We start from the raw sequence: 25,036 nt of genomic DNA, 5'->3' as shown, positions 1-25,036 counted from the left end.
GCACGGCACAGGAAGGCCGGGTCCGCCGCACGGACCCGGCCTTCGTCGTCGTAGAACCGCCGCGGAACCCTCGTGGCACCCGGCTCAGAACAGCCGCAGCTTGTCGTCCTCGATGCCGCGCAGCGCGTTGTAGTCGAGGACCGCGCAGCCGATGCCCCGGTCCGTCGCGAGGACCCGGGCCTGGGGCTTGATCTCCTGGGCCGCGAAGATGCCCTTCACCGGGGCCAGGTGGGGATCGCGGTTGAGCAGTTCCAGGTAGCGCGTCAGCTGTTCCACGCCGTCGATCTCGCCCCGGCGCTTGATCTCCACCGCGACGGTCTGACCCTCCGCGTCCCGGCACAGGATGTCCACCGGCCCGATGGCCGTCATGTACTCGCGCCGGATCAGCGTGTAGCCCTCGCCCAGGGTTTCGATGCGGTCGGCGAGGAGCTCCTGAAGGTGTGCTTCCACGCCGTCCTTGATCAGGCCGGGATCGACGCCGAGTTCGTGCGAGGAGTCGTGGAGGATCTCCTCCATCGTGATGATGAGCTTCTCGCCCGCCTTGTTGGTGACGGTCCACACGCCGTCCTCGTCACCCGCGCCCTCCTTCAACGAGCACGGCGGGGACATCCAGTTCAAGGGCTTGTAGGCCCGGTCGTCCGCGTGGATGGACACACTGCCGTCCGCCTTCACCAGGATCAGACGGGGTGCGGACGGCAGGTGGGCGGTGAGCCGGCCCGCGTAGTCGACGGAGCATCGGGCAATGACGAGACGCATGGTCGGCAACGCTACTCGACGGTCGTAGGTGCACGCGATTCGCCCTGGAAGACCCCTGTTCGGTTATGGCCGATTGTGTGCCCACGGGGAGTTGCCCATATACGCATTCTTCTGGTGCCGTCACGGTCTGTTGCCTACGGTAGTAAACGGGAGGTCGCGGACTGTGCACGCAGCGTGTTCGAGACGTGAACTCCCGTCCCTGTCCGGCAACCCCTGTTGTTCGGGGGTGCGAGAGGAGAACTCATGTCGCTCGACGTCTCACCGGCCCTACTGGAACAGGCCGAGCGAGGCGAGGTCGACGAAGCCGCCTTCGTCGACTGCGTCCGGACCTCCCTGCCCTACGCATGGGAGATGATCAGCTCCCTGGTGGCCCAGCTGAAGGTCGACGGTGGAGAGTTCGCCGACAACCAGACGCCCCCGCCGGACGAGCAGGCGCGTGGCCAGCTGCTGCGTGCGCTTGCGAGTGACGCGATACGCGGCGCGCTGCAGCGGCACTTCGGTGTGCGGCTGGCCTTCCAGAACTGCCACCGGGTGGCGGTGTTCCCGGCCGACTCCTCGGTCGACGAGACGCTGGCCCGCTTCACCTCGGTGCGCAACCAGCTGTTGAACCAGTCTCCGGAGTTCCGGGACTGCTGAGCCCGAGAGCCGTTTGCTTGCCGCTCCGTACGCGGGAGGTGCATTCAGTACGGGCGGCAAGCCTCCGGTCGGACAGGCCCGTTCAGCCGAGGTGCGGGAGCACCTCGGCACCCAGCCGCCGTACGTTCTCCTCCGTGGCGGCGAGGTCGCCGGAGCCCTCGACGAGCAGGGCGAAGCGGGAGATGCCGGTCCGCTCGCTGGTCGCGGCCAGCCGGTCGGCGCACAGCCGGGGAGTGCCCACCGGGTGCAGCCCGCAGAGGAGTTCGGTGTACGCCAGCGGGTCCCGCATCGCCCGATGGCGGCCGTCCACCGTGACATGGGCCTCCAGCCCCTGCTTCAGCCAGCCCGGCATCGCCTTCAGCAGCGCCTCCGCCGCGTCGCTGCGCCGGTCGGCGATCTGGCAGACGCCGGCCGAGACATGGGACGCGGCCCGGATCTCCTCCGGCGTCCGCCCGGCCGCGCGCGCGTGCTCCCGCCACAGGGCGACCATCTCGGCCTTCTCCTCGTCGCCCACATGCATGCCGAGCAGCATCGGCAGCCCGCGCTCGGCCGCGAGCCGCACGCTCCGCGGTGATGTGCAGGCGAGCACGACCTCGGGGCCGGGCTCGCCCGACAGGGACTCCGAGGGACGCGGGACGACCGGGACCTCGCGGAAGGAGTAGCGGTCCCCGGCCGCCGCGACCGACGGTTCGCGCAGCCAGCGCACCAGCAGATCGAGTGATTCCGGAAACCCCGACTCGTAGGCCTCCAGACCCGAGCCGAAGACCTCAAGATCGACCCAGGGCCCGCCGCGCCCGACGCCCAGGGAGAAGCGCCCGCCGCTCGTCAGATGCAGCAGCGCGGCCTGCTCGCCCAGGGTCACCGGGTGGGTCGTGGGCAGCACGCTCACGGCGGTGCCGACGCGGATCCGGCGGGTCCGGCCGAGCAGTAACGCCGCCAGGGTGATCGCGGACGGACAGGTGCCGTAGGGCACGAAGTGGTGCTCGGCCAGCCACACCGAGTCGAGCCCCGCCTCCTCCGCGGCCTCGGCCGATCGGACGGCGCGGTGCAGCGCCTCCCCCTGGCCCTGACCCGGGAACTGGGCCGCCAACACGAAACTTCCAACGCGCATTGCTCTTCCTGCTTCCTTGGCTCCGACGCGGAGCTCCCCCACTCGGCATAACCGTCTGACACGTGCCGAGGACACGGCTCGACGGAGGGATTTGCGGATTGTCTGCAGAATGACCCGCCGCGGCAGGGGACTTGTGGGGATTGGAGGCCTACGCGTACCCCGGTGCGCGCCGCGTAGGCTGGACATGGCCCCTGCTCCCTGTATAGCCCCGTGAGGTGTCCTGTGTCCCCGCGTCGCAACCGTCCCAAGGCCGGCGGTGCCTTCGCCCCGTCCGGCCGGAGCGCCGAGGACGAGCGCCCGGGGCGCTACGGCGGCTGGCAGGCCGCGGAGGAGTGGCAGGGCGAGGAGTGGAACGTACGGCATGTGGCGGGGTCCAGCGCGCAGGGCAAGGCGTACCGCTGTCCCGGCTGCGACCAGCTGATCCCGGACGGCGTCCCGCACGTCGTGGCCTGGCCCGCGCATGTCGGCATCGACGACCGCAGACACTGGCACAAGTCCTGCTGGAACGCGAAGGACCGCCGCACCACGCGAGTGCAGCGGTCCCGTAACGCGCCGAGGTTCTAGCCGGGGCCAGGCCCCGTGGGCTAGACGTCCCGCCTCTCCAGCAGGGCGTAGGCGCCGGCGAAGGCCGCCGCGGTCACACCGAGCATGATCCACAGGGGGTCCCAGCCGGACGGGCCGGTCTCGGTGAGGGACTGCGAGTAGAAGACGCTGAGCTGGTTAGGGATCGAGTACTCGAACAGCGCCTCGCGCAGGTCCTCCAGGGACTGCGAGAACATGAACAGCGCGATCACCAGCGGGGCCAGCACCAGGCCGATCATGATGGTGATGGCGCCCGCGGAGTGCCGGATGACCGAGCCGACGACCAGCGAGAGCAGGCCGATCAGCGCGATGTAGAACGAGACGCCGACCGTGCCCTTCAGCCACTCCGAGCTCGACGGCTCCCGGGCGTCGGTGAGCATGGCCACGTCCGCCATGGCGACGATCAGCACCGAGACCAGGGTGACGGTGAACGCCACCACGAAGAACACGATCGCCTTCGCCGCCAGCACCCGCCCGCGGGCCGGGCACGCGGTCATCGTGGTGCGGACCATGCCCGTGCCGTACTCCGAGGCCGTGGTCAGCACGCCCAGCGTGATGACGCACATGATGCCGAGCAGCAGCCCGAAGAAGCCGAACGACAGCGGGTTCTCGCCCGCCAGCTCGCCCTGGCCGGCGTTGGCGGAGACCAGGGCGGCGGTGGCCAGACCGATGCCGATGACGAGGACGACGAACACGCCGAGCGTCCACATCGTGGAGCGCACCGACCGGATCTTCGTCCACTCCGAGGCGAGGGCGTTGCCCAGGTGGGTGCGCTTCACCGGGATCGGCGAGGTGTAACCGGGGGACGAAGCGCCGGGCGCCGCCTGCCAGTTCGGTGCGGCGGTCTGCGGCATCGGGGGCTGCGGGGTGCTCATCGGGCGTCCTCGGGCTTGGTCGTGTCGGCAGCGGGAGCTGGGGCGGGGGCGGGCTGCGCATAGGGGTTCGGGGTCGCGGCGGGCGCGGCCGGGGCGCCGTAGGGGCCCTGGGGCGGCCCTGCGGGCGCCGCGGGCTGTCCGGGCTGCCCCTGGGGCATCGCGAACGGCTGACCGCCCTGCTGGGGCGGCGGCGGTGCGTACCAGCCCGGCTGGCCCTGCCCCGGAACCGGCATCGGCGGCTGCGCGCCCGGCGGCACCTGCTGCTGCAGCCCGGCCTTCTGGTCGATGGTGGAGCGGTAGTCGACGGCGCCCTGCGTCATCCGCATGTACGCCTCCTCCAGCGAGGCCTGGTGCGGCGACAGCTCCCACAGCCGTACGTCCGACTCGTGCGCGATGTCGCTGATGCGCGGCAGCGGCAGCCCCGTCACGCGCAGCGCGCCGTCCTGCTCGGACAGCACGTGCCCGCCCGCCTCGGCCAGCGCCGTGGACAGCTTCTCGCGCAGCTGCGGCTCGCTGTCGGGCGTCCGCACCCGGGCGAAGCCGGCGGAGTTCGCCGCGATGAAGTCCCGCACGCTCATGTCGGCGAGCAGCTGGCCGCGCCCGATCACGATCAGGTGGTCGGCGGTCAGCGCCATCTCGCTCATCAGGTGCGAGGAGACGAAGACCGTACGGCCCTCCGCGGCGAGCGACTTCATCAGGTTGCGCACCCAGAGGATGCCCTCGGGGTCGAGGCCGTTGACCGGCTCGTCGAACAGCAGCACCTGGGGGTCGCCGAGCAGCGCCGCGGCGATGCCGAGCCGCTGCCCCATGCCGAGCGAGAAGCCCTTGGAGCGCCGCTTCGCCACGTCCTGCAGGCCCACCACGCCGAGCACCTCGTCCACCCGGCGGGCCGGGATGCCGGACAGCTGGGCCAGGCTCAGCAGATGGTTGCGGGCGGTGCGTCCGCCGTGCACGGCCTTGGCGTCGAGCAGCGCGCCGACCTGTCGCGGGGCGTTGGGCAGCTTGCGGTACGGGTAGCCGCCGATCGTCACCTGCCCCGAGCTGGGGTTGTCCAGGCCGAGGATCATCCGCATCGTCGTCGACTTGCCGGAGCCGTTGGGCCCCAGGAAGCCGGTGACGGACCCGGGCCGCACCTGGAAGGAAAGGTTGTACACAGCGGTCTTGTCGCCGTAGCGCTTGGTCAGGCCGACTGCTTCGATCATGCTCCGCACCCATCGAAAGGTTCAGGACAGCGGGGCACACGCCCCCGTAAGGGTTAGGAGGATATCGGGGCGCTGACGGTTCCCTTCAAGAGCGGGCAAAATCGGAGGGCTCCAGGCGCCCCTCCTCCTGCGGCTCTAGGCGTCTCTCTTCTTCAGCAGGAAGTACCCGCCCGCCAGGGCCGCGATCACCCACAGCACCATGATGCCGAGGCCGCCCCAGGGCCCGTACGGCGTGTCGTCGTCGACCGGGGTGACCACCTGCATGATCTTGCTGCCGGCCTGGTCGGGGAGGTAGCGGCCGATCTTCTTGGTGGCCGGGACATTGCCGAGGATGTTGGAGACCAGGAAGAAGAACGGCATCAGGATGCCCAGCGACAGCATCGGCGACCGCAGCATCGCGGCGACGCCCATCGAGAACATCGCGATCAGCGTCATGTAGAGACCGCCGCCGATGACCGCCCGCAGCACTCCGTCGTCGCCGATGGACGCCTTGTGCTCGCCGAGCATCGCCTGGCCCAGGAAGAAGGTGACGAAGCTGGTGACGAGGCCGACCAGCAGCGCCAGCGCCGTCGCCACCGTGATCTTGCTGAACAGGAAGGAGCCGCGCTGCGGCACCGCGGCCAGCGAGGTGCGGATCATGCCGGTGCTGTACTCGTTCGACACCACCAGCACCCCGAACACGATCATCGCGAGCTGGCCGAGGCTCATGCCCGCGAAGCTGATGAAGGTCGGGTCGAAGGAGAGCCGGTCCTCGCGGTCCATCTTGTCGAACTCGTTCTTCGACAGCAGCGAGATCAGCATGCCCAGCGCGATCGTGACCACCACGGCGAGGGACAGCGTCCACACCGTCGACGCCACCGACCGGATCTTGGTCCACTCGGAACGGATGACCTGACTCGTCGCCATCGCTCAGCTCTCCTGTCGCCGGCCGGCGCCCCACGCCTGCCGCTGCTCGGCGGGTGGGTCCGAGTGCGCGTGGTACTCCACGGACTCCGCGGTCAGCTGCATGAACGCCTCCTCCAGCGACGCCTGCTGAGGGCTCAGTTCGTGCAGCACGAGCTGGTGCTGCGCCGCCAGCTCACCGATCCGCTCCGAGTGCCCGCCGTCCACCTCCAGCGCCCCGCTCCCGGTCTGCACGACCGTCATCCCGGCCCGCCGCAGCACATCGAGCAGCCGCTCGCGGTGCGGGGTGCGGATACGGACGTAGGAGCGCGAGTTCTGCGCGATGAAGTCGGCCATGGAGGTGTCGGCGAGCAGCCGGCCCTGGCCGATGACCACGAGATGGTCGGCGGTCAGGGCCATCTCGCTCATCAGATGCGAGGACACGAACACCGTCCGGCCCTGCGCGGCCAGCGACTTCATCAGATTGCGGATCCAGTGGATGCCCTCGGGGTCCAGGCCGTTGACCGGCTCGTCGAACATCAGGATCCGCGGATCGCCGAGCAGCGCCCCCGCGATGCCGAGGCGCTGGCCCATGCCGAGCGAGAACCCCTTGGCCTTCTTCCGCGCGACCGGCGTCAGACCGACGGTGTCGAGCACCTCGGTCACCCGCTTCTTCGGGATGCCGTTGCTCTGCGCGAGACAGAGCAGATGGTGGTAGGCGCTGCGGCCGCCGTGCATGGCCTTCGCGTCCAGCAGGGCGCCGATGTACGTCAGCGGGTCCTTGAGCTGGTCGTAGTGCTTGCCGTCGATCCGCACGTCCCCCGCGGTCGGCCGGTCCAGGCCCAGCATCATGCGCATGGTGGTGGACTTGCCGGCGCCGTTGGGGCCGAGGAACCCGGTCACGATGCCGGGTCTGACGGTGAAGGTGAGGTTGTTGACCGCCACCTTCTCGCCGTACCGCTTGGTCAGCCCCTCGAGCTCGATCATGCGGCAACGCTAAAACGGGACAAAGCCCTCTGCCACCTCAGTGGCAGAGGGCTTCGCAGGTGTTCAGCAGCTGTACGCCGGAGCGTTACCGGGACTGCTGCGCGGGAACCCCGCGGGAGATCGGCTCGTCCTCGGCCGGCGTGCCCGCGGCGGCCACCGCGGCACCGGTGAGGGTCGCCAGCATCTCGCGCACGTTCGTCAGCTGGGCGTTGATCGAGTCGCGGCGGTTGGTGAGCGCCGCGAGCTCGCGCTCGGATTCCGAACGGATGCGGTCGGCCTTGGCGTTGGCGTCCGCCACGATGTCCTCGGCCTGGCGCTGCGCGGTCTCCACGGTCTGCCGGGCGCGGCGCTCGGCGTCCGTGCGCAGCTTCTCGGCCTCCAGGCGGAGCTGCTCCGCGCGGTGCTCGATCTCCGCGAGGCGCTTCTCGGCCTTCTGCTGACGGGAGGCCAGGTCGCGCTCGGACTGCTCGCGGCGCTTGGCCAGGTTCGTCTCGAAGTCCGCCGCGGCCTGCGCCGCCTTGGCCCGCGTCTCCTCGAAGAGGGCGTCGGCCTCCTCACGCTTGGACTGCGCGTCCTTCTGCGCCTCGGAGCGCAGCTGGGAGGCGTCGCTCTTGGCCTTCTCGACGATCCGGACGCCCTCGTCCTCCGCCTTGGCCTTGCGCTCCACCGCGAACGATTCTGCGTCGTTGCGGACCTGCTGGGCCGCCGACTCGGCGAGCTCGCGGTGCTGCTCGGCGGCGCGACGGGCCTCCTCGCGCAGGTCCTTGGCCTCTTCCTCGGCGAGGCGGAGGATCTTCTCGACACGCGCGCCCAGACCGGCGTACGACGGCTCGGCGTCGGTTACCTGGGCCTGGGCGTTCTGCGTCTCGAGGTGGAGCTCCTCGATGCGCTTTTCCAGAGCGGTGATGCGGGCGAGAGCGCTGTCACGGTCGGAGACGAGCTTGGAGATCCGTTCGTCCACCTGAGCGCGGTCGTACCCACGCCGCACAAGCTCGAAGCCGTAGGGGGAAGTGTCGCTCATGGGGTTCCTGTCGAATGAGACCGGTGAGGTGATAGGTGGAATCCTAGGGGCCGAAGCGGTGTGTCATCGAGCGGATACGTGTTTGATCTGGAGAATGACACCCCTTTTGAGTGGCTAACCGGCGGACCGCTTGCCAAAAAGTTGGGCAAAGGCCCCAGAAGACACCGGAACCGGTTCGCCCGGCTAGCTCTCCGGCGCCTTGCCACCCGATCGAGGGGCGCCGACCGTGGCGCCCGCCTTGACACCGGCGTCCTTGCCGGCCGCCGGGGCCTCAAAGGACTCCAACGCCTCCAACACGTCCTGGACACGGGAGATCTCGGCGTTGATGTCCTCGCGCCGGCGCACGAGCACCTCCAGCTCGCGCTTGCCCTCCTCGACCGTCCGCTTCGCCTCGCGGATCGCCTCGGCCCGCAGCTCCTCGGCCTCCTTGATCAGCGAGGACTTCTTCTGCTCGGCCTCCTTGAGCAGCCCCTCGGCCTTCTTCACCGCGGCGATACGGACCTTGCCCGCCTCGGAGTTGGCCTCCGAGACCAGCTCCTTCGCCTTGGCCTGGGCCTTCGCCAGCTGCTCCTCGGCGGCCTTGATGAGCGCGTCGCAGCGGTCGCCGGTCGACTTCATCGTCTCCGCGGCCTCGCGGCGGGCCCGCTCGTGCAGCTCCTCGATCTCGCTGGTGATGCGGTCGCGCAGCTCCTCCGCGCGCTCCCTTATCGCGGTGGCGTCCCGGCGGGCACCGACCAGCAGCTCGTCGGCGTCCGTACGGGCCTTCTCCACCAGGGAGTTGCCCTCCACCGTCGCCTGCGAGACCAGCCGGTCGGCCTCCTTGCGGGCGGCGCCCACCATGGTGTCGGCCTGCGACTCGGCGTCCGCGGTGGTCTTCAGCGCCTGCTTCTGCGACTCGGCCAGCAGCTTGTCGGCCTCCGCCGCGGTCTCCGTGATGAGCGTGTCGACCTGCTCCGCGGCCTCCGAACGCCGCTTGTTGGCGTCCTTGCGGGCCTCGTCCAGGGTCCGCTCGGCCTCCTCGCGCGCGGCCGCGGTGACCCGCTCGGCCTCCGCCAGCGCCTCCGCCTTCAGCCGCTCCGACTCGCCGCGCATCCGCTCGGCGTGCTGCTGCGCGGAGCCGACCGTCTCGGCGGCCTCGGCACGCAGCCGCTCCGCGTCGCCGGTGGCCTCCGCCAGCAGCTGCTCGGCCGCCGCGACCGACTCGGCCCGGACCCGCTCGGCCTCGGCGACGGTCTCGGACCGCAGCCGCTCGGCCTCGGCGACCGTCTCCGTGCGCAGCCGGTCGGTGTCCGTGAGGGTTTCCGTGGTGAGCCGCTCCGCCTCCGCGCGCGCCTCGGTGATGAGGGTGTCGGCCTGCGTCGCCGCGTCCGACCGGATGCGGTTGGCGTCCTCGCGGGCGTCCGCCCGGGTCCGCGCGGCGGCCTGGTCGGCCTCGGCGATGGCGTCCGAGGCCTCGGTGCGCGCCCGCTGGGCGTGCTCCGACGCGTCCGAGCGCAGCCGCTCGGCCTCCGCGATGGCCTCCGAGACCGTGCGCTCGGCCAGCGCCTTGGCGGCCTCCGTCTCCTCCGTCGCCTCGCGCCGGATCCGGCCCGCGTCCTGCGAGGCCCGCTCCCGCTCGGCGTAGGCGTCGCCGCGGACCCGGTCCGCCTCTTCCTCGGCCTCGCGCCGGGTACGGTCCGCCGCGTGCTCGGCCGCGCTGCGCAGCCCCTGGATCTCCTCCTGGGCCTGCTCGTGCAGCCCGGCGACGGAGTCCCGCACCTGCTGGGCGTGGAGCTCGGCGGCCGACACCATCTCGGTGGCCCGCCGGTCCGCCTCCTCGACCAGCCGCACCGCCTCGGTCTGCGCCTCCTCCACGCGCTTGCGCGCCGAGGCCAGCAGCTCCTCGCTCTGCTCGCGGGCCCGCAGGCGCTCCTGGTCCGCCTCCTGCCGTGCGGAGCCGAGGGTCTCCTCGGCCTCGCGGCGGCGCCGGGCGGCCTCCTCCTGGGCGGCGGCCAGCGTCTCCGACGCCTCGGCCGAAATCCGCTCGGCGGCGGCCTGCGCCTCCGCCCGCACCCGGTCGGCGCTGTCCTGGGCCTCCGACTTCAGCCGCTCCGCCTCCGCGGCGGCCTCCGAGCGCAGCCGTACGGCGAGGGCCTCGCCCTCCGCGCGGGAGGCGGACGCGTCCGAGGCGGCCTCGGTGCGCAGGCGGTCGGCCTCCGCCTCGGCCTGCTGCTGGAGCGTACGGATCCGCTCGGCGGCCTCCGAGCGCAGCCGCTCGGTCTCCTCGGCGGCCTCGCGGCGGATCCGCGTGGCCTCCTCACGGGCCTCGGTCAGCGCCTGCTCGGCGGCGGTCACCCGCTGCTCGGCCTCCGTCTGAAGCCGGGTCAGCTCGGCGGCGGCCTCCGTCCGGCGGGCCTCCATGGCCCGCTCGGTCTCCTCGCGCAGCTCGCGCGCGGCCCGCTCGGCCTCCTCCCGGATGCCCTCGGCCTGCTCGACGACCTCGGCGCGGTGCCGCTCGGCCTCCTGCCGGGTGCGCTCCAGCGTCTCCTCGGCCTGCCGGCGCAGCGCGGTGGCGCGCTCGATGGCCTCGGTGCGGACCTTCTCGCTGTCCGCCGTGGCGCTCTGGCGGAGCTCGTCCGCGTCCGCCTTGGCCTTCGCCAGCAGCTCCTCGGCGGTCCTGGCCGCCTCCTCGATCTGCTGGACGGCCTCCCGGCGGGCCTCCGCGCGGATCTTTTCGCCCTCGGCGACCGCGTCGGCGCGCAGCTGCTCGGCCTCCCCGCGCAGCCGGCGGGCCTCCTCCTGGAGCTCGACCGTCTTGGCGCGGTACTCCTTGGTGTCGTCCTTCGCCGCGCCCTTGAGCTGCTCGGCGATGTCGTGCGCCTCGGCCCGCAGCCGGTCCGCCTCGGCCTCCGCCTCCCGGCGGATCCGCTCGGCCTCCTCGGCGGCGGCCTTGGTGGTGCTGCGCGCGTCCTCCTGCGCCTTGTTGAGGACGTCCTCGGCGGTCTTGGCCGCCTTCGACAGCTGGGTGGCGCTCTCCTCGGCGGTGAGCGTACGGGCCTTCTCGGCGGCCTCCGCCAGGACCTTCTCGGCCTCGGCGCGGGCGTCGGCGACGATCTGCTCGGCCTCCGCCTTGGTGGCCTCGGCCTCCTTGGTGGCCTCGCTGACCAGCCGGGCGACCTGCTCCTTGGCCGTACGGGTGCGCTGCTCGTTGGCCGACTCGGCGCTGCTGAGGGTCTTGCCCGCGGCCTCCTTGGCCTCGGTGAGGACCTTCTCCGCCTCGGCCTGCGCCTTGCGCAGCGCCTCCTCGGCCGCCGCCATGCGCTGCTCGGCGGCCCGGCTCAGCTCGGCGGCCTCGCGGCGGGCGGTGTCCGACTCGCTGACGGTGGAGCTGCGCAGCTGCTCGGCGTGGTCGGTGGCCTCCTGGGCCTGGGTCGAGGCGGCGTTCAGCAGCCGCTCGGCGTCGGCGCGGGCCCGCCGCAGCAACTGCTCGGCCTCCGCGCGGGCGGCCTCCGCCTCGCTCTGGAGGCGCTGGCGGGCCTCGGCGGTGAGCCGCTCGGCCTCCGCGCGGGCGGCGGCCATGGCCTGCTCGGCCTCCGCGCGGGACTCGTCGAGGAGCCGGCGGGCCTGGGACTCGCTGCGGGCGCGCAGCTGCTCGGCCCAGGCCACGTTCTCGTTGACGTGCGACTCGACGGTCTGGCGGCGCTCGGCGAGCTCCTGGTCGAGCTGCTGGCGGCGGGTGACCGCCTCCTGGTGCAGCTCCGCCTGGAGCCGCGCGGCCTGCTCGGCGTGCTCCTGGAGGATCCGCTGCGTCTGCGCGCGTGCCTGGCTCAACTCGCGCTCGGCGTCCTGCCGGAGCTGGTCGGCCTGGATCTGCGCATTGCGCAGGAGTTGCTCGGCCTGGTAGCCGATGTCACCGCCGCCGAAGTCGGGCCGGGACATGATGGTGCGCCGCGCCTCGTGCAACTTGGCGCGCAGCACCTCGACCTGGTAGCCGAGGTCCTCGGCGTGCTGGATCGCCTTTTCCCGCTCGGTCTTCAGCCGCTCCATCTCGGCCTCGAACCGAGAGAGGTGGTCGACGTCAGCCGCCGGCTCTCGCTCCTGGCGTTCGTAGCCCCGCACTGCGCGGTCCCATCCGTCCCCTGGTCGCAAGTCACTCCATACGAGCACCGTCCATCCGCCGAACGGGGCCCCCGGGGAATGGTGTCAGATCAACGACGGAGCATGGGCTGCTGCCCCGACGCTCGTCCCCCGAAACCCGGACCCCGGCCCGCGGTCGAACGCCCGAAGAGCGACGACCGACCCCAACCCTACCGGCCCCTATGTACGAGGGTCAGTGCTCAGGTGACTCAACGGGCGCCGAAGTGACCAGTTCTGTCAGGACGCCATGGCAATCCTTGGGATGCAGGAAGGTGATCCGTGACCCCATGGAGCCGCGTCGCGGCTCCTCGTAGAGCACGCGTACGCCCTTGTCCTTGATGTCCGCGGCGTCCGCGTCGACGTCCGCCGTGCCGAAGGCGATGTGGTGCACGCCCTCGCCGTTCCTGGCGAGCCACTTCGCGACGGTGGAGTCCTCGCGGGTGGGTTCCAGCAGCTGGAGGTACGAGGCGCCGCCGTCGGACGTATCGTTGATCTTGAGCATGGCCTCGCGCACGCCCTGCTCCTCGTTGATCTCGGAGTGGAACACCTCGAAGCCGTAGGTGGCCCGGTAGAACTCGACGGTCTTGTCGAGGTCGAAGCAGGCGATCCCGATGTGGTCGATTCGCGTCAGCATGCTGTTAGTGCAGCGCTCCGGAGGTGGTTACGCAACGTGCCAGCGATCACACCGACAGCCCGGTGACGGCACGGAGTGCCATCAGTACATTCGAAGTAAACCCTCGTTCACTCCTCGGCTGTGCAGGCTGGAAGGGGATCGCACGATATGTCTTCTGCAACTTCCGTGATCGTCGCGGGCGCTCGGACGCCCATGGGGCGACTGCTCGGCTCACTCAAGTCCTTCTCGGGAGCCGATCTCGGTGGCTTCGCGATCAAGGCCGCCCTCGACCGTGCGGGGATCGGCGGCGACCAGGTGCAGTACGTGATCATGGGCCAGGTGCTCCAGGCCGGGGCGGGGCAGATCCCGGCGCGCCAGGCCGCGGTCAAGGCCGGCATCCCGATGAGCGTCCCGGCGCTCACCATCAACAAGGTCTGTCTCTCCGGCCTCGACGCCATCGCCCTCGCCGACCAGCTGATCCGCGCCGGCGAGTTCGACGTGATCGTCGCGGGCGGCCAGGAGTCCATGACCAACGCCCCCCACCTGCTGCCGAAGTCCCGGGAGGGCTTCAAGTACGGCGCGATCGAGATGCTCGACGCGATGGCCTACGACGGCCTGACCGACCCCTGGGAGAACATCCCCATGGGCCAGTCGACGGAGAAGCACAACACGCGTCTCGGCATCGCCCGCGAGGCGCAGGACGAGATCGCCGCGCTGTCCCACCAGCGGGCCGCCGCCGCGCAGAAGAACGGCATCTTCGAGGCGGAGATCACGCCGGTGGAGATCCCGCAGCGCAAGGGCGAGCCGGTCGTCTTCAGCAAGGACGAGGGCATCCGCGCCGAGACCACGGCGGAGTCCCTGGGCAAGCTGCGTCCGGCGTTCGCGAAGGACGGCACGATCACCGCCGGTTCGGCCTCGCAGATCTCCGACGGCGCCGCCGCGGTCGTCGTGATGAGCAAGGCCAAGGCGCAGGAGCTGGGCCTGCAGTGGATCGCCGAGATCGGCGCCCACGGCAATGTGGCGGGTCCGGACAGCAGCCTGCAGTCGCAGCCGTCGAACGCCATCCTGCACGCCCTGAAGAAGGAGGGCCTGGAGGTCTCCGACCTCGATCTGATCGAGATCAACGAGGCGTTCGCGGCGGTCGCGGTCCAGTCAATGAAGGACCTCGGGGTGTCCACGGAAAAGGTGAACGTCAACGGTGGCGCGATCGCCCTCGGCCACCCCATCGGCATGTCCGGCGCCCGTCTCGTGCTGCACCTGGCGCTGGAGCTCAAGCGCCGGGGCGGTGGCGTGGGCGCGGCGGCGCTGTGCGGCGGCGGCGGTCAGGGCGACGCGCTGATCGTGCGGGTACCGAAGGCCTGACCGACTTTCTCTGAGTGAACGGAGCTGTGATGCAGGACGTCTCCACGCTGGTGGCCCAGGCCAGGGAGGGCAGGCCGCGGGCCGTGGCTCGCCTGATCTCCCTGGTGGAGGGGGCGTCCCCGCAGCTCAGGGAGGTCATGGCGGCGCTGGCCCCGCTGACCGGCGGGGCGTATGTGGTGGGCCTGACGGGTTCGCCGGGGGTCGGCAAGTCGACGTCGACGTCCGCGCTGGTGACGGCGTACCGCAAGCAGGGCAAGCGGGTCGGCGTGCTCGCGGTGGACCCCTCCTCGCCGTTCTCCGGCGGGGCGCTGCTCGGCGACCGGGTGCGGATGTCGGAGCACGCCTCGGACCCTGGCGTCTACATCCGCTCGATGGCGACCCGGGGCCACCTGGGCGGCCTCGCCTGGGCGGCCCCGCAGGCGATCCGGGTCCTGGACGCGGCGGGCTGCGACGTGATCCTGGTGGAGACGGTCGGGGTGGGCCAGTCCGAGGTGGAGATCGCCTCGCAGGCGGACACCTCGGTGGTGCTGCTGGCGCCGGGCATGGGCGACGGCATCCAGGCCGCGAAGGCGGGCATCCTGGAGATCGGTGACGTGTACGTCGTCAACAAGGCCGACCGGGACGGCGCGGACGCCACCGCCCGCGAGCTGAACCACATGCTGGGCCTGGGCGAGTCCCGGGGGCCGGGAGACTGGCGGCCGCCGATCGTGAAGACGGTGGCGGCGCGCAGCGAGGGCGTCGACGAGGTCGTCGAGGCCCTGGAGAAGCACCGCGCCTGGATGGAGGAGCGGGGCGTCCTGGCGGAACGGCGCCGGTCCCGCGCCTCCCGCGAGGTGGAGACCATCGCGGTCACGGCCCTGCGCGAACGCATCGGCGACCTGCACGGCGACCGCCGCCTGAGCGCTCTCGCGGAGCGCATCGTGGCGGGGGAACTGGACCCCTACCGGGCGGCGGACGAACTCGTGGCGGGGCTGACGGAGGGCTGAGGCGGCGGCGCCGAGCGGGCGGGGGACAGGGGTGCCGTAGGTGCGGACCGCCGTCAGTCGTCGTCCGCCTGGCGGTCGTCCCGGTCGTCCCGCGCGTCCTTGTCGTCCTGCTTCCGGTCGTCGTCGTCGGTGCCGTCGCGGTCCTGGGTGAGCTCGGCCGTCCTCGGGTCGACCTTCCACTCGCCCTTCGTGGTCTCCACGGTCCACACCGCGGGTCCGTCGTCGTCCAGGTCGACCTCGGTCACGGTACCCCGCGCCGCGGCGGCCCGGGCGGCTTCGCGGGCGTCCACGCTCGTGCCCTTCAGGGCGGCGAGGTCGTCACGGCCGTCGCCGTCGTCGTCGTCCCGGTCGGCGCCGAGGACCTTTCCGGAGCCGGCGGCGATCCTGACCGTGTACTCGGTGCCGTCCGACGTCACGACATCCACGTCCCAGGCGTCCTCGCCGTCGTCCTCCAGGTCGACGGCGACGGCCGTGCCCTGGGTGTGCTTCAGCGCGGCCGTCACGGCGTCGGCCGCGGTCACTGCGGCGGTGCGGGCCTCGGCGGTGTCGTCGTCCCGGGTGCCGTCCTGGCTGTCGTCCCGGTCGTCGGCGACCCGGGTGTTCGAGTCCCGCTGGGCGGGTGCGCTGTCGTCGTCCCCGGACGCGTAGGCCGCGAAGGTGCCGCCCGTGACGAGTGCCGCGGCGGCGACGGTGGCGATGACGAGGTTGCGCTTCATCCTGGTTCCTCCCGAGTCGATGAGTTTCACGTCGTTTCGATGTGACGAGAACCAATCTGGCGAACCGACGCTGAGGGGAACCTGAAGGACCCTGAAGAACTCTTCAGCTTCCCTTTGCCAAGCTGTGCCCATGCGCCTGTTGATCGTGGAGGACGAGAAGCGGCTCGCCCTGTCGCTCGCCAAGGGCCTGACGGCCGAGGGCTACGCCGTGGACGTCGTCCACGACGGCCGCGAAGGGCTGTACCGCGCCTCGGAGGGGTCGTACGACCTGGTGATCCTCGACATCATGCTGCCCGGCATGAACGGCTACCGCGTCTGCGCCGCCCTGCGCGCCGCCGGACACGAGGTGCCGATCCTGATGCTCACCGCCAAGGACGGCGAGTACGACGAGGCCGAGGGGCTGGACACCGGCGCCGACGACTACCTCACCAAGCCCTTCTCCTACGTCGTCCTCGTCGCCCGGATCAAGGCGCTGCTTCGCCGCCGCAACACCGGGACCGGCTCCCCGGTGCTCACCCTCGGCGAGCTCCGCGTCGACACCGGCGCCCACCAGGTCTTCCGCGACGGCACCGAGATCCCGCTCACCGCCAAGGAGTTCGCGGTGCTGGAGCAGCTCGCCCTGCACGCGGGCCAGGTGATCTCCAAGACGCACATCCTCGACCACGTCTGGGACTTCGCCTACGACGGGGACCCCAACATCGTCGAGGTGTACGTCAGCAATCTGCGCCGCAAACTCGGCGCCGGCCTCATCCGCACCGTCCGCGGCGCCGGGTACCGACTGGAGTCCGGCCGATGAGGCGCCTGTTCGGTTCCGTCCGCGCGCGAGCGACCCTCGCCGCCACCCTCGTCGTGGCCGTGGCCCTGGTCGCCGCCGGGGCCGTCGTCCTGCTCACCCTGCGCAGCAACCTCACCGGGCAGGCCGACTCGGAGGCCGACGACGCCGCCCGCTCGGTCGCCACCCAGATCGCGCGGAACGTCCCGTACGCCGACCTCGACCTGGACGAGGACCACCCCGTGCAGGTGGTGGACGAGGACCGGCGGGTGCTCGCGGTGAGCGAGGGCCTGGAGACGATCAGCGGCACCGGTGTCACCGGAGTGACGCCCGCCACGGGCAGCACCGAGAGCCCCGACGACGACGATGACGATGACGACGACCTCCAGGTCGGTGAGCTGGGGGACATCTCCTGGCACGGTCAGGGCTGGGCCACCGTCGACGGCGAGCGCACCGAGTACCGCTTCGCCCGGATCGAGGTCACCGACCCGCGCGACCGGACCGTCCTCGTCCACGCCGGCGCCTCCCTGGAGGCCGAGCGGGACGCCGTACGCACCGCCTCGACCGTCATGCTGATCGGGCTGCCCGCCCTGCTCGCCGTGGTCGGCTCGGTGACCTGGCTGGTCACCCGGCGCGCCCTGCGCCCGGTGGAGGACATCCGGCGGGAGATGGCGGAGATCACCGCCTCCGAGGACCTGTCCCGGCGGGTGCCCGAGCCGGGCACGCACGACGAGGTCGCCCGGCTGGCCCGGACCACCAACGAGACACTCAGTGCCCTGGAGACCTCCGTGGAACGCCAGCGCCGCTTCGTCGCCGACGCCTCCCACGAACTGCGCAGCCCCATCGCCTCGCTGCGCACCCAGCTCGAAGTGGCCGCCGCCCACCCGGAGTTCCTGGATCTGGACGGGGCGGTCGAGGACACCGTACGGCTGCAGCAGCTGGCCGCCGACCTGCTGCTGCTCGCCCGTCTCGATGCGGGGGAGCGGCCCGCCGACGCGCGGGTGGATCTGGCCGCGCTGGCCGGGGAGGAGGCCGAGGGGCGGGCCGGGGTGACCGTGGTGGCGCACGGGCCGGTGGAAGTGACCGGATCCCGGGGGCAGTTGGGGCGAGTGCTCGCCAATCTGCTGAACAACGCGGGCCGGCACGCCCGTTCCGCGGTCACCGTGACGGTCCGGCGGGAGGGGGAGCGGGCCGTGCTCCAGGTCGCCGACGACGGGGACGGGGTGGCCGAGGCCGACCGGGAGCGGATCTTCGAGCGGTTCGTCCGTCTCGACGAGGCCCGCAGCCGCGACGACGGCGGCGCCGGGCTCGGACTGGCCATCGCCCGCGATGTCGCCGAGCGGCACGGCGGCACCCTCACCGTCGGCGACGCGCCCGCAGGCGGAGCCCTGTTCGAACTCCGCCTGCCGGTCCACCAGCGGGAGGTCAGGGGCGGCCGCGCTGCCCGCGCAGGTGCTCCGCGATCGGCTTGAGCGCCTTGCTGAGCTCGGTCAGTGCCTCGGGGGAGAGCAGATCGATGAAGTGCCGGCGTACCGAGGCCACATGGTGCGGGGCGACCTTCTTCATCGTCTCCATGCCGTGCTCGGTGAGGACGGCGTAGAGCCCGCGGCGGTCGGACTCGCAGTTCTCGCGCCGCACCAGGTTCGCGTTCTCCATCCGCGTGATCTGGTGGGAGAGGCGGCTCTTGGACTGCAGGGTGGCGGACGCGAGGTCGCTCATCCGCATCCGTACGTCCTCGGACTCGGAGAGGTTCACCAGGATCTCGTAGTCGTTCATTGTCAGGCCGAACGGCTGGAGGTCCCTCTCGAGCTGGTACGTCAACAGCCTGTTGACCTCCAGGTGGGTGCGCCAGGCGCACTGCTCCGCATCGGTCAGCCAGCGCGTGGCCGTCTCGGTCTCCATGAATGAAGTCTACCTAAAATGTTGAAAAGCGAACTAGTGAGGGCGGTGTGACTGTGCGCACGCGTTCGAGTTCGTCACACTCCGCAGACTACCGCTCACAGCCCGAAGCGACGCTGGAGGTCTCCCAGCTGTCCGGGAAGGCGCGGTGTGCCGGCTTGCGGTGAGCCACCTGCGGAACCACCACTTCCGGGCACCCCCGCCTGATGCGGAACGGCTCCCGTCGCCTGCTCGGCCATGAGTGCCTCGGAGGACTGCAGGAGCACCGTGCCGGCGCCCACGAACTCGAACTGGTGCTCCTCTCCGGAGGCCCCTCCGAGGCCCGTCATCGCACGTAGACCGCCCATCAGGCCGGTCATGTAGCCGTAGTCGTAGTGATGGCAGGGGGAGGGGCAGTCGGCCCAGCCGACGAGCGCCTGGGGGTCCACCCGGATCGGGGGTTCCATGAACACCACCGGACCGTTAGATGCGGCCACGAACGTGCCGGTTCCGATGAGTGTCAGAAAACCCGGCACGATCGACTGCTTCAGCGAAAGACTTGGCTGAAAAGCGAGCAGGTTGCCTGAGCGAATGGTCAAGTTGCCGTCTGTGAGATCGTACGAATTCACATCGAAGGCCCGGTCGGCGAGGAGCATCTTGCCCGAGCCCTCGGCCACCACCCAGTCGCTCGCGTGCAGAGGCGAATGGAAGGACGAACGCACCAGGCGGTCCAGCCGGCCGTGCCCGATGCCGTTGAAGTCGATCGAGCCGTAGTAGGCGATCATCTTCCCCTTCTGCAGGAACCACTGGGTTCCCTTGAGCTCGACGCAGAAGGTGTAGGGGTTGACCTTGTCGTCGGACGGCAGGGTCATCGGGTCGTGGACGACCGGACCCGCGCCCGGATGGGTGCTCACAGCTTCTCCTCCGAGGCCTGGACGTACACCGCACCGCTGCCGCTGAGCTCCAGCTGGAAGGCCTCGCCGGAGCCCCGGCCCACCATGTCCCGCCAGCCGAGCGCGGTCGACAGCTTGTTGCGCACGTCGCCGTGGTGGGCGACGTAGGCCTGCGGGTCGACGTGGACCGGGCGCTGGGGGGTGATGGGGATCTCCAGGACACCGCCGTGCGCCATGACGGCGACCGAGCCGTGTCCCTTCAGGGTCGTGGTGAACAGTCCCTGGCCGGTGACCTGGCCGCGGACCATGCCCATCACGCCGCCCTGCGCGCCCAGGAACATCGTGCCCTGCTGCAGGGTGCCCTCGAAGGCCAGCAGCCGGTCCGCCTCGACGTACAGGGTGTCGCCGGTGAGGCCGATCACCTGGACGTGGTGGCCGCCGTGCCCGAACAGGACGGTGCCGCTGCCCTCGACGGTCATCAGCGGCGTGGCCTCACCGGCCACCCGGCGTCCGACCATCGACATCAGCCCGCCCTGGCCGCCGGTGGAGTTGGGGGTGAAGGACACCTCGCCCCGGTAGGCGAGCATCGCGCCCCGCTGGCTGAACAGCCGCTGCCCGGGCGTCACGGTCGCCTCGACCACCTTGGAGTTGATCTCACGCAGGGCCATGTCAGACGTCCCCCGCGATCGTGTTCCGCTCGCTCGGCTGTACGTAGACCAGGCCGTCGCCCTCGAAGCGGATCTGGAAGGCCTCGCCGCCGCCCTCGCCCATCAGCGTGCGGAAGGTCACGCCCGACTGGAAGGACTGCCGGAGGTTGCCCTGATGGGCGATGTACGCCCCCGGGTCGACGGTCAGCGGGTACTGCGCGCTCACCCGCAGCACGACCGCCGGGCCGTCCGAGGTGATCGCCGCCTGTCCGTGCCCCTCCACGGTCGTGGTGAACAGGCCGTTGCCCTGTGAGGCCCCGCGCGCTCCCGTGAAGGTCGTGCCGGTCCGCAGTCCGCTGTCGGTCGCGAGCAGATTGCTCGACTCCACGTACAGCGTGTCCCCCTGGAGGCCGACGAGGTTGATCTCGGACGCCCGGTCCGCGAACCAGCAGGTCCCGTGCCCCTTCACCTCCATCACCGTCATCTGCTCGCCGGTGATGCGCCGGGTCACCATGCCCCGGATGCCCTCACCGCCGCCGCTCATCTTCTTGAACGCCATCTGTCCGTCGTACGCGACCATCGAGCCGTTCTTCGCCTTCACGGCGTCCCCGGTCATCTCGACGGCGAGCACCTTGCTGCCCTGAAGTCGGAACATCGCCACGCAGCGAAGGTAGCCGCGGGGGGCTGCCGCCGAACAGAGCCCGGAGGGGGAGATGAACCCTGAATGTGCCCTTAGGGGCGGTGTGCGGGGCGGTGTGCGGATGGTGCCGCGGGCCCCCGGCTCGGAGCACCCCCGCCCGTTTGCCACAATGGACGAACGTTTGTGCATGCGTTCACAAACCCCCGCCGTTTCTCCCATCGAAGGTGACCCGTGGACATCAAGACCGCCACCGCCCTCCGCCGCCTCCGCCTCGTCTCCGCGCCCGAGGCGGTCTCCTTCCTCCTGCTGCTGGTCTGCTCGGTGCTGAAGCGGACCACGGAATTCAACGCGGTGCCCGTGATGGGCGCGATCCACGGCTTCCTGTTCATCCTGTACGTGATCTTCTGGGCCGACGCCTGGAACCGCGCGAAGTGGCCCTTCGGGACCGCCGCCGTCTACTTCGTCCTCTCCGTCCTGCCCGCCGGCGGCTTCTTCGCCGAGCGCAAGCTCAAGCGGGAGGCCGAGGACGCGGTCATCGCCTCCCGCGCCCGCCAGGAGGGCGCGGTGAAGACCTCGTGATCGTCGCCTTCTCCGTGACACCGCTCGGTGTCGGCGAGGACGTGGGGGAGTACGTCGCCGATGCCGTCCGCGTGGTCCGCGAGTCCGGCCTGCCCCACCGCACCGACGCGATGTTCACCTCGATCGAGGGTGCCGACTGGGACGAGGTCATGGACGTCGTGAAGCGGGCGGTCGCCGCCGTCGAGGCACGCGCCCCGCGGGTGTCCCTGGTCCTCAAGGCGGACATCCGCCCCGCGGTGACCGACGGTCTGACCTCCAAGGTGGAGACGGTCGAGCGGTACCTCGCCGCCGAGTAGCAGACCCGCACCACCGTGAACCCCGGCCCCGCGCGGGCCGGGGTTTTTCCGTGCCTCCTGTTTGAGCAGTCGCTCAAAATCGGGTACCTTCCCGATCAGTGAGTTTGAGCAGTCGCTCAAACAATGGCCTGACCTGGGGGAATCACATGGGTCACACCGGTCTGTACATAGAGGCGCGGATCCGCGCCGACCTCGACGACCTGTGGTCGCGTACGCAGGAGCCGTCCCAGCACCAGCGCTGGGACCTCCGCTTCACCGAGATCGAGCACCTTCCGCGCGCGGAGGGCGAACCGCGGCGCTTCCGCTACGCCACGCGCGTGCTGCCCTTCCTCACCGTCGCGGGCACCGGCGTCTCGGCCGGCGAGAAGGAACGCCCCGACGGCACCCGCACCTCCGCCCTGCGCTTCTCCTCCGCCCACCCGCTCTCCCTGCTCGCCGAGGGCAGCGGCTACTGGCGCTACGTCCCCGACGGCGACGGCGTCCGCTTCCTCACCGGCTACGACTACCGCCCCCGCTGGGGCGCCCTCGGCGTGCTCGCCGACCGCCTGCTCTTCCGCCCGCTCATGGGCTGGGCGACGGCCTGGTCCTTCGACCGGCTGCGGCTGTGGCTGGAGCGCGGCGTCACCCCCGAGCGGGCCCGCCGGAACTGGCTGACGGAACTGCTGGTCCGGGCCCTGCTGCTGGCCGCCACCGCCACGGGCCTGGTCACCGAGTCCGTACTCCCCGCCTTCGGGCCGCTGGCCGCGGCGATGGCGTTCCTCTGGCCGCTCCTCCTGGCGGTCGTGTGCTGCCTGACGCTGGTCGCGCCTCCGCTGCCCGGCACCCCGGCCGCCCGCCGCTGTCTGCGCCGGGCGCCGGCGCGGGCGCGGGCACCCCGACTTCTGCGCACCCTGGAGGACCCGCGATGACCTCGATCTTCCGCACGGCCATGGGCGCCGCCTTCGACCGGCTGCACCCGCAGCTCCAGCGCCGCTTCTCCGTGGGCCTGACCAGCGGGGAGGCGTGCACCGGCCGGGGTGTCATGGACCGTGTCTGGCACGGCGGTTCCTTCGTGAAGCCGTTCCTGGCCCTCGGCGCCACCCGCAACATCCTGGTCCCCCGAGCGGGGCGCCAAGTGCCGTTCGTGATCGAGAACATGCCGTACACCGACGGCTTCGGGCGTGAGACGGTGACCTTCGTGCGCACCTTCGACCTGCCCGGCCGCCCCCGCCGCTTCGACGCCCAGATGGTGCTCGGCCCCCGGGGTGACCGGGTCCTCGACTACCTCGGCACCCACCAGCACCTCGCCACCGACCTGTACTTCTCGGCCGAGCCCGACGGATCGCTCCTCATCCGCTCCGGCCAACACCGGTTCCGTGAGGGCATGGTGGACGTCCGGGTGCCCGAACTGATCGGCGCCACGGCCGAGGTGCGCGAGTCCTACGACGACGCCACGGGCCGCTTCCGGATCCGGGTCCGGGTGGAGAACCGGTACTTCGGGCCGCTCTTCGGCTACGAGGGTTCCTTCCGCGCCACGTACACCGACATCCGGGACCGCGGCGTACGACCCGGTCTGCGCCCGGTGCGCGAGGAGGCGCGCGCGTGAGCCCGGAGACCGCCAAGTCCCTGGAGACGAAGACCAAGCTCCTCGAAGGGGCGCTGCGGACCCTGACCGAGCAGGGCATCGCCAAGACGTCGGCGCGTACGGTCGCGGCGGCCGCCGGGGTCAACCAGGCGCTGGTCTTCTACCACTTCGGCTCCCTGAACGACCTGCTCGCGGCGGCCTGCCGGTACGGGGCGGAACAGCGGGTCGCCCGCTACCGCGACCGCTTCGCCGCGATCGGCTCGCTCTCCGAACTCCTCACCTTCGGCCGTGAGATGCACGAGGAGGAGCGGGCCTTCGGTCATGTCTCCCTGCTCGGCCAGCTGCTGGCCGGCGCCCAGACCCACGAGAGCCTCGGGCCCGCCACGGCCGCCGGACTCGACCTGTGGATCACCGAGATCGAGCAGGTCCTCACCCGGGTCCTGGCGCACACCCCGTTCGGCGAGTTCGTCGACCCGCCCGGTCTCGCGCGGGCGGTGGCGGCGTCGTTCGTCGGCATCGAGCTGTACGAGGGCGCGGACGCGGAAGGGGCGGGCGCGGCGCTGGACGCGCTGGAGCAACTCGGGCGCCTGGTCGCCGCGTTGGACGACCTGGGGCCGGTGGCCCAGCGAGCGGTGCGACACCGCCTGCGGCGGACGCAGCGCTGAGGGGTTCGGGGTGGGGGGTGGTCGAAGGGGTGCGCGGTCCGGTACCGAATCCAGCGCTGAGCCCTTCCGGCGCAGCGGCGGTGGGGCGGGGTCGAGGGGTGCCGGCCGAGCGCGCGGTACCGCTGTGGGGCGGGCAGCGTTGAGTTGTTCCGGCAGAGCGTGGGCGGGTGTGGTCGAGGGGTGCTTGCCCGGCGTGTGGTCCGGTACCGCCTGCGGCGCGCGCAGCGCTGAGTCGTTGGGGAGCAGCGTCGGTGGAGCGGGGGCGAAGGGGTGTTCCTCCGGGGCGTCCGGCCGGGTTCGGGCGGAGGGCCGTGCTGGGGGCGGTCGTGGGGCGCACGGCAGGGCGTGTCAGCCGCTCATCACCGACGCGGCTGCAGCGCACGGTCCCGACGGGCGGCGGGCGGTCTCGCTGCGCCAGGCGGGGGTGAGGGTGTCGCGGCGCCATCCTCGGCGGCGCCCGCGAAGCTGCTGTCGGGCTGCGCCGCTTACCTGCCCGTCCACGGCGTCGCCGTACACGCCGGGCACCCGCTGGACCGGCTCGGCGGCCTGCTTTGCCACGCCCGCCCGGAGAAGGCGGCCTTTCACCGGGGTCGGGGTCGTCCCGGCCGTCACCCCGGCTGCCGCCCGGCTCCCGGCCGACGCCCCGCCCCATCCTGCCGCCCGGCCTGCACCACCCCTGTGCTTCGCCGCCCGCGCTGACGCGTCGTCCGGCGCAAGGGCCTCGGCATTCTCGTCCCCTCGGCGACCACGCCTTGGCCTCCCGGCCGGTCTTGGCGCCCGGTCCGCGCTGATGCGCCGTCCGGCGCAAGGGCATGGGCGCCCTCGTCCGCTCGGCCACCACACCTTGGACCCCGGCCGGCGCCCCGCCTCATCCTGGCGCCCGGTCCGCCCCGCCCCCGCGCCTCGCCTGCCCGCGCTGACGCGTCGTCCGGCGCAAGGCCCTCGCCCCGCGGCGACCACACCTTGGCCCCCGCCTGCCTTCCGGCCGGCGCCCCGCCTCATCCTGGCGCCCGGTCCGCCCCGCCCCTGCGCTTCGCCTGCCTGCGCTGACGCGTCGTCCGGCGCAAGGCCCTCGCCCCGCGGCGACCACACCTTGGCCCCCGCCCGTCTCCGGTCAACGTCCCGCCTCATCCTGGCGCCCGGTCCGCCCCGCCCCTGCGCCTCGCCTGCCTGCGCTGACGCGTCGTCCGGCGCAAGGCCCTCGCCCCGCGGCGACCACACCTTGGCCCCCGCCCGTCTCCGGTCAACGTCCCGCCT

Annotated in this window: 25 protein-coding genes; 11 read left to right on the top strand and 14 right to left on the bottom strand. The window is 71.6% G+C overall.

Annotated elements, in window-relative coordinates; genetic code table 11:
• Window positions 1-84: 84 nt before the first annotated feature.
• Window positions 85-756 (bottom strand): endonuclease NucS, encoded by a 672-nt coding sequence (gene nucS / locus ACWD1Z_RS00290; RefSeq protein ID WP_451114221.1) that lies wholly within the window; start codon window positions 754-756, stop codon window positions 85-87.
• Between the two features lie 243 nt (window positions 757-999).
• On the opposite strand from nucS, the gene ACWD1Z_RS00285 reads away from it, so the two are divergent.
• Complete coding sequence (locus tag ACWD1Z_RS00285) at window positions 1,000-1,392, top strand: SCO5389 family protein (protein ID WP_451114219.1); 393 nt, start codon at window positions 1,000-1,002, stop codon at window positions 1,390-1,392.
• 82 nt (window positions 1,393-1,474) lie between these two features.
• Here the strand turns inward: ACWD1Z_RS00285 and ACWD1Z_RS00280 are convergent, their stop codons facing one another.
• Window positions 1,475-2,503, bottom strand: a complete 1,029-nt coding sequence (locus tag ACWD1Z_RS00280; protein WP_451114217.1) for an LLM class flavin-dependent oxidoreductase — start codon at window positions 2,501-2,503, stop codon at window positions 1,475-1,477.
• 222 nt (window positions 2,504-2,725) lie between these two features.
• Between ACWD1Z_RS00280 and ACWD1Z_RS00275 the strand changes: the two genes are divergently transcribed.
• A complete protein-coding gene (locus ACWD1Z_RS00275) occupies window positions 2,726-3,067 on the top strand; it encodes an ATP/GTP-binding protein (RefSeq protein WP_451114216.1) in 342 nt (113 codons plus the stop codon).
• Between the two features lie 20 nt (window positions 3,068-3,087).
• Here the strand turns inward: ACWD1Z_RS00275 and ACWD1Z_RS00270 are convergent, their stop codons facing one another.
• The 7 genes from ACWD1Z_RS00270 to mce all read right to left on the bottom strand — a co-directional run bounded on the left by ACWD1Z_RS00270 (window position 3,088) and on the right by mce (window position 12,802).
• Window positions 3,088-3,960: an ABC transporter permease gene (locus tag ACWD1Z_RS00270; RefSeq protein ID WP_451114214.1), complete on the bottom strand. Its 873-nt coding sequence runs from the start codon at window positions 3,958-3,960 to the stop codon at window positions 3,088-3,090.
• On the bottom strand, window positions 3,957-5,162 hold the full coding sequence (locus ACWD1Z_RS00265; RefSeq protein ID WP_451114212.1) for an ABC transporter ATP-binding protein: 1,206 nt from the start codon (window positions 5,160-5,162) through the stop codon (window positions 3,957-3,959). Before ACWD1Z_RS00265 ends, ACWD1Z_RS00270 begins: the two co-directional genes overlap by 4 nt.
• Before the next feature lie 135 nt (window positions 5,163-5,297).
• The gene (locus tag ACWD1Z_RS00260) at window positions 5,298-6,068 is read right to left on the bottom strand and encodes an ABC transporter permease (protein WP_451114210.1); all 771 of its coding nucleotides are present in this window, start codon (window positions 6,066-6,068) and stop codon (window positions 5,298-5,300) included.
• Between the two features lie 3 nt (window positions 6,069-6,071).
• A complete protein-coding gene (locus tag ACWD1Z_RS00255) occupies window positions 6,072-7,031 on the bottom strand; it encodes an ABC transporter ATP-binding protein (RefSeq protein ID WP_451114208.1) in 960 nt (319 codons plus the stop codon).
• 85 nt (window positions 7,032-7,116) lie between these two features.
• The gene (locus ACWD1Z_RS00250; RefSeq protein ID WP_389414913.1) at window positions 7,117-8,052 is read right to left on the bottom strand and encodes a coiled-coil domain-containing protein; all 936 of its coding nucleotides are present in this window, start codon (window positions 8,050-8,052) and stop codon (window positions 7,117-7,119) included.
• A gap of 183 nt (window positions 8,053-8,235) precedes the next feature.
• Window positions 8,236-12,150 carry a polarized growth protein Scy gene (gene scy / locus ACWD1Z_RS00245; protein WP_451114205.1) on the bottom strand — a complete coding sequence of 1,305 codons (3,915 nt, stop codon included), beginning with the start codon at window positions 12,148-12,150 and terminating at the stop codon, window positions 8,236-8,238.
• Window positions 12,151-12,361: 211 nt separating this feature from the next.
• Window positions 12,362-12,802 carry a methylmalonyl-CoA epimerase gene (gene mce, locus ACWD1Z_RS00240; RefSeq protein ID WP_451114203.1) on the bottom strand — a complete coding sequence of 147 codons (441 nt, stop codon included), beginning with the start codon at window positions 12,800-12,802 and terminating at the stop codon, window positions 12,362-12,364.
• Window positions 12,803-12,949: 147 nt separating this feature from the next.
• On the opposite strand from mce, the gene ACWD1Z_RS00235 reads away from it, so the two are divergent.
• Window positions 12,950-14,143 (top strand): acetyl-CoA C-acetyltransferase, encoded by a 1,194-nt coding sequence (locus tag ACWD1Z_RS00235; RefSeq protein ID WP_451114201.1) that lies wholly within the window; start codon window positions 12,950-12,952, stop codon window positions 14,141-14,143.
• A 29-nt stretch (window positions 14,144-14,172) separates the two neighbouring features.
• Window positions 14,173-15,129, top strand: a complete 957-nt coding sequence (gene meaB, locus ACWD1Z_RS00230) for a methylmalonyl Co-A mutase-associated GTPase MeaB (protein WP_451114199.1) — start codon at window positions 14,173-14,175, stop codon at window positions 15,127-15,129.
• A gap of 53 nt (window positions 15,130-15,182) precedes the next feature.
• Here the strand turns inward: meaB and ACWD1Z_RS00225 are convergent, their stop codons facing one another.
• A complete protein-coding gene (locus ACWD1Z_RS00225; RefSeq protein WP_451114197.1) occupies window positions 15,183-15,845 on the bottom strand; it encodes a PepSY domain-containing protein in 663 nt (220 codons plus the stop codon).
• Between the two features lie 130 nt (window positions 15,846-15,975).
• Between ACWD1Z_RS00225 and ACWD1Z_RS00220 the strand changes: the two genes are divergently transcribed.
• Both ACWD1Z_RS00220 and ACWD1Z_RS00215 read left to right on the top strand, forming a co-directional pair.
• Window positions 15,976-16,641, top strand: coding sequence for a response regulator transcription factor (locus ACWD1Z_RS00220; protein WP_389414908.1), 666 nt, complete (start codon window positions 15,976-15,978; stop codon window positions 16,639-16,641).
• Complete coding sequence (locus ACWD1Z_RS00215; protein ID WP_451114195.1) at window positions 16,638-18,089, top strand: sensor histidine kinase; 1,452 nt, start codon at window positions 16,638-16,640, stop codon at window positions 18,087-18,089. Before ACWD1Z_RS00220 ends, ACWD1Z_RS00215 begins: the two co-directional genes overlap by 4 nt.
• On the opposite strand, the gene ACWD1Z_RS00210 is transcribed toward ACWD1Z_RS00215, so the two are convergent.
• The 4 genes from ACWD1Z_RS00210 to ACWD1Z_RS00195 form a co-directional block, all read right to left on the bottom strand.
• On the bottom strand, window positions 18,043-18,519 hold the full coding sequence (locus ACWD1Z_RS00210) for a MarR family winged helix-turn-helix transcriptional regulator (RefSeq protein WP_389414906.1): 477 nt from the start codon (window positions 18,517-18,519) through the stop codon (window positions 18,043-18,045). The genes ACWD1Z_RS00215 and ACWD1Z_RS00210 overlap by 47 nt on opposite strands.
• 95 nt (window positions 18,520-18,614) lie before the next feature.
• Window positions 18,615-19,409, bottom strand: a complete 795-nt coding sequence (locus ACWD1Z_RS00205) for an AIM24 family protein (protein WP_451114193.1) — start codon at window positions 19,407-19,409, stop codon at window positions 18,615-18,617.
• Window positions 19,406-20,056, bottom strand: coding sequence for an AIM24 family protein (locus ACWD1Z_RS00200; protein ID WP_451114191.1), 651 nt, complete (start codon window positions 20,054-20,056; stop codon window positions 19,406-19,408). The genes ACWD1Z_RS00205 and ACWD1Z_RS00200 overlap by 4 nt, the downstream gene beginning before the upstream one ends.
• Window position 20,057: 1 nt before the next feature.
• Entirely contained in the window at window positions 20,058-20,690 is a 633-nt protein-coding gene (locus ACWD1Z_RS00195; protein ID WP_451115416.1) for an AIM24 family protein, read from the bottom strand.
• A gap of 216 nt (window positions 20,691-20,906) precedes the next feature.
• Here ACWD1Z_RS00195 and ACWD1Z_RS00190 point away from each other — a divergent pair, with 216 nt between their 5' ends.
• The 5 genes from ACWD1Z_RS00190 to ACWD1Z_RS00170 all read left to right on the top strand — a co-directional run bounded on the left by ACWD1Z_RS00190 (window position 20,907) and on the right by ACWD1Z_RS00170 (window position 23,779).
• Window positions 20,907-21,254, top strand: a complete 348-nt coding sequence (locus tag ACWD1Z_RS00190; protein ID WP_451114189.1) for a DUF3817 domain-containing protein — start codon at window positions 20,907-20,909, stop codon at window positions 21,252-21,254.
• Window positions 21,251-21,550: an MTH1187 family thiamine-binding protein gene (locus ACWD1Z_RS00185; protein WP_389414902.1), complete on the top strand. Its 300-nt coding sequence runs from the start codon at window positions 21,251-21,253 to the stop codon at window positions 21,548-21,550. The genes ACWD1Z_RS00190 and ACWD1Z_RS00185 overlap by 4 nt, the downstream gene beginning before the upstream one ends.
• 146 nt (window positions 21,551-21,696) lie before the next feature.
• Window positions 21,697-22,458, top strand: a complete 762-nt coding sequence (locus ACWD1Z_RS00180; protein ID WP_451114187.1) for a hypothetical protein — start codon at window positions 21,697-21,699, stop codon at window positions 22,456-22,458.
• Window positions 22,455-23,135, top strand: coding sequence for a DUF4166 domain-containing protein (locus ACWD1Z_RS00175; protein ID WP_451114185.1), 681 nt, complete (start codon window positions 22,455-22,457; stop codon window positions 23,133-23,135). The genes ACWD1Z_RS00180 and ACWD1Z_RS00175 overlap by 4 nt, the downstream gene beginning before the upstream one ends.
• Complete coding sequence (locus ACWD1Z_RS00170) at window positions 23,132-23,779, top strand: TetR/AcrR family transcriptional regulator (protein ID WP_451114183.1); 648 nt, start codon at window positions 23,132-23,134, stop codon at window positions 23,777-23,779. Before ACWD1Z_RS00175 ends, ACWD1Z_RS00170 begins: the two co-directional genes overlap by 4 nt.
• Window positions 23,780-25,036: the final 1,257 nt, after the last annotated feature.

The sequence above is a fragment of the Streptomyces sp. NPDC002784 genome (assembly GCF_053592135.1).
Note: the sequence above shows the minus strand (reverse complement) of the source record. Positions and strands in the feature narration are given on the sequence as shown.

Coding starts and splice junctions, on each gene's coding strand:
- ACWD1Z_RS00280 (WP_451114217.1), bottom strand. CDS start 2,503: ATGCGCGTTGGAAGTTTCGTGTTGGCGGCCCAGTTCCCGGGTCAGGGC.
- ACWD1Z_RS00195 (WP_451115416.1), bottom strand. CDS start 20,690: ATGTTCCGACTTCAGGGCAGCAAGGTGCTCGCCGTCGAGATGACCGGG.
- ACWD1Z_RS00225 (WP_451114197.1), bottom strand. CDS start 15,845: ATGAAGCGCAACCTCGTCATCGCCACCGTCGCCGCCGCGGCACTCGTC.
- meaB (WP_451114199.1), top strand. CDS start 14,173: ATGCAGGACGTCTCCACGCTGGTGGCCCAGGCCAGGGAGGGCAGGCCG.
- ACWD1Z_RS00260 (WP_451114210.1), bottom strand. CDS start 6,068: ATGGCGACGAGTCAGGTCATCCGTTCCGAGTGGACCAAGATCCGGTCG.
- nucS (WP_451114221.1), bottom strand. CDS start 756: ATGCGTCTCGTCATTGCCCGATGCTCCGTCGACTACGCGGGCCGGCTC.
- ACWD1Z_RS00270 (WP_451114214.1), bottom strand. CDS start 3,960: ATGAGCACCCCGCAGCCCCCGATGCCGCAGACCGCCGCACCGAACTGG.
- ACWD1Z_RS00175 (WP_451114185.1), top strand. CDS start 22,455: ATGACCTCGATCTTCCGCACGGCCATGGGCGCCGCCTTCGACCGGCTG.
- ACWD1Z_RS00265 (WP_451114212.1), bottom strand. CDS start 5,162: ATGATCGAAGCAGTCGGCCTGACCAAGCGCTACGGCGACAAGACCGCT.
- ACWD1Z_RS00180 (WP_451114187.1), top strand. CDS start 21,697: ATGGGTCACACCGGTCTGTACATAGAGGCGCGGATCCGCGCCGACCTC.
- ACWD1Z_RS00235 (WP_451114201.1), top strand. CDS start 12,950: ATGTCTTCTGCAACTTCCGTGATCGTCGCGGGCGCTCGGACGCCCATG.
- ACWD1Z_RS00285 (WP_451114219.1), top strand. CDS start 1,000: ATGTCGCTCGACGTCTCACCGGCCCTACTGGAACAGGCCGAGCGAGGC.
- ACWD1Z_RS00200 (WP_451114191.1), bottom strand. CDS start 20,056: ATGGCCCTGCGTGAGATCAACTCCAAGGTGGTCGAGGCGACCGTGACG.
- ACWD1Z_RS00215 (WP_451114195.1), top strand. CDS start 16,638: ATGAGGCGCCTGTTCGGTTCCGTCCGCGCGCGAGCGACCCTCGCCGCC.
- ACWD1Z_RS00250 (WP_389414913.1), bottom strand. CDS start 8,052: ATGAGCGACACTTCCCCCTACGGCTTCGAGCTTGTGCGGCGTGGGTAC.
- mce (WP_451114203.1), bottom strand. CDS start 12,802: ATGCTGACGCGAATCGACCACATCGGGATCGCCTGCTTCGACCTCGAC.
- ACWD1Z_RS00210 (WP_389414906.1), bottom strand. CDS start 18,519: ATGGAGACCGAGACGGCCACGCGCTGGCTGACCGATGCGGAGCAGTGC.
- ACWD1Z_RS00220 (WP_389414908.1), top strand. CDS start 15,976: ATGCGCCTGTTGATCGTGGAGGACGAGAAGCGGCTCGCCCTGTCGCTC.
- ACWD1Z_RS00255 (WP_451114208.1), bottom strand. CDS start 7,031: ATGATCGAGCTCGAGGGGCTGACCAAGCGGTACGGCGAGAAGGTGGCG.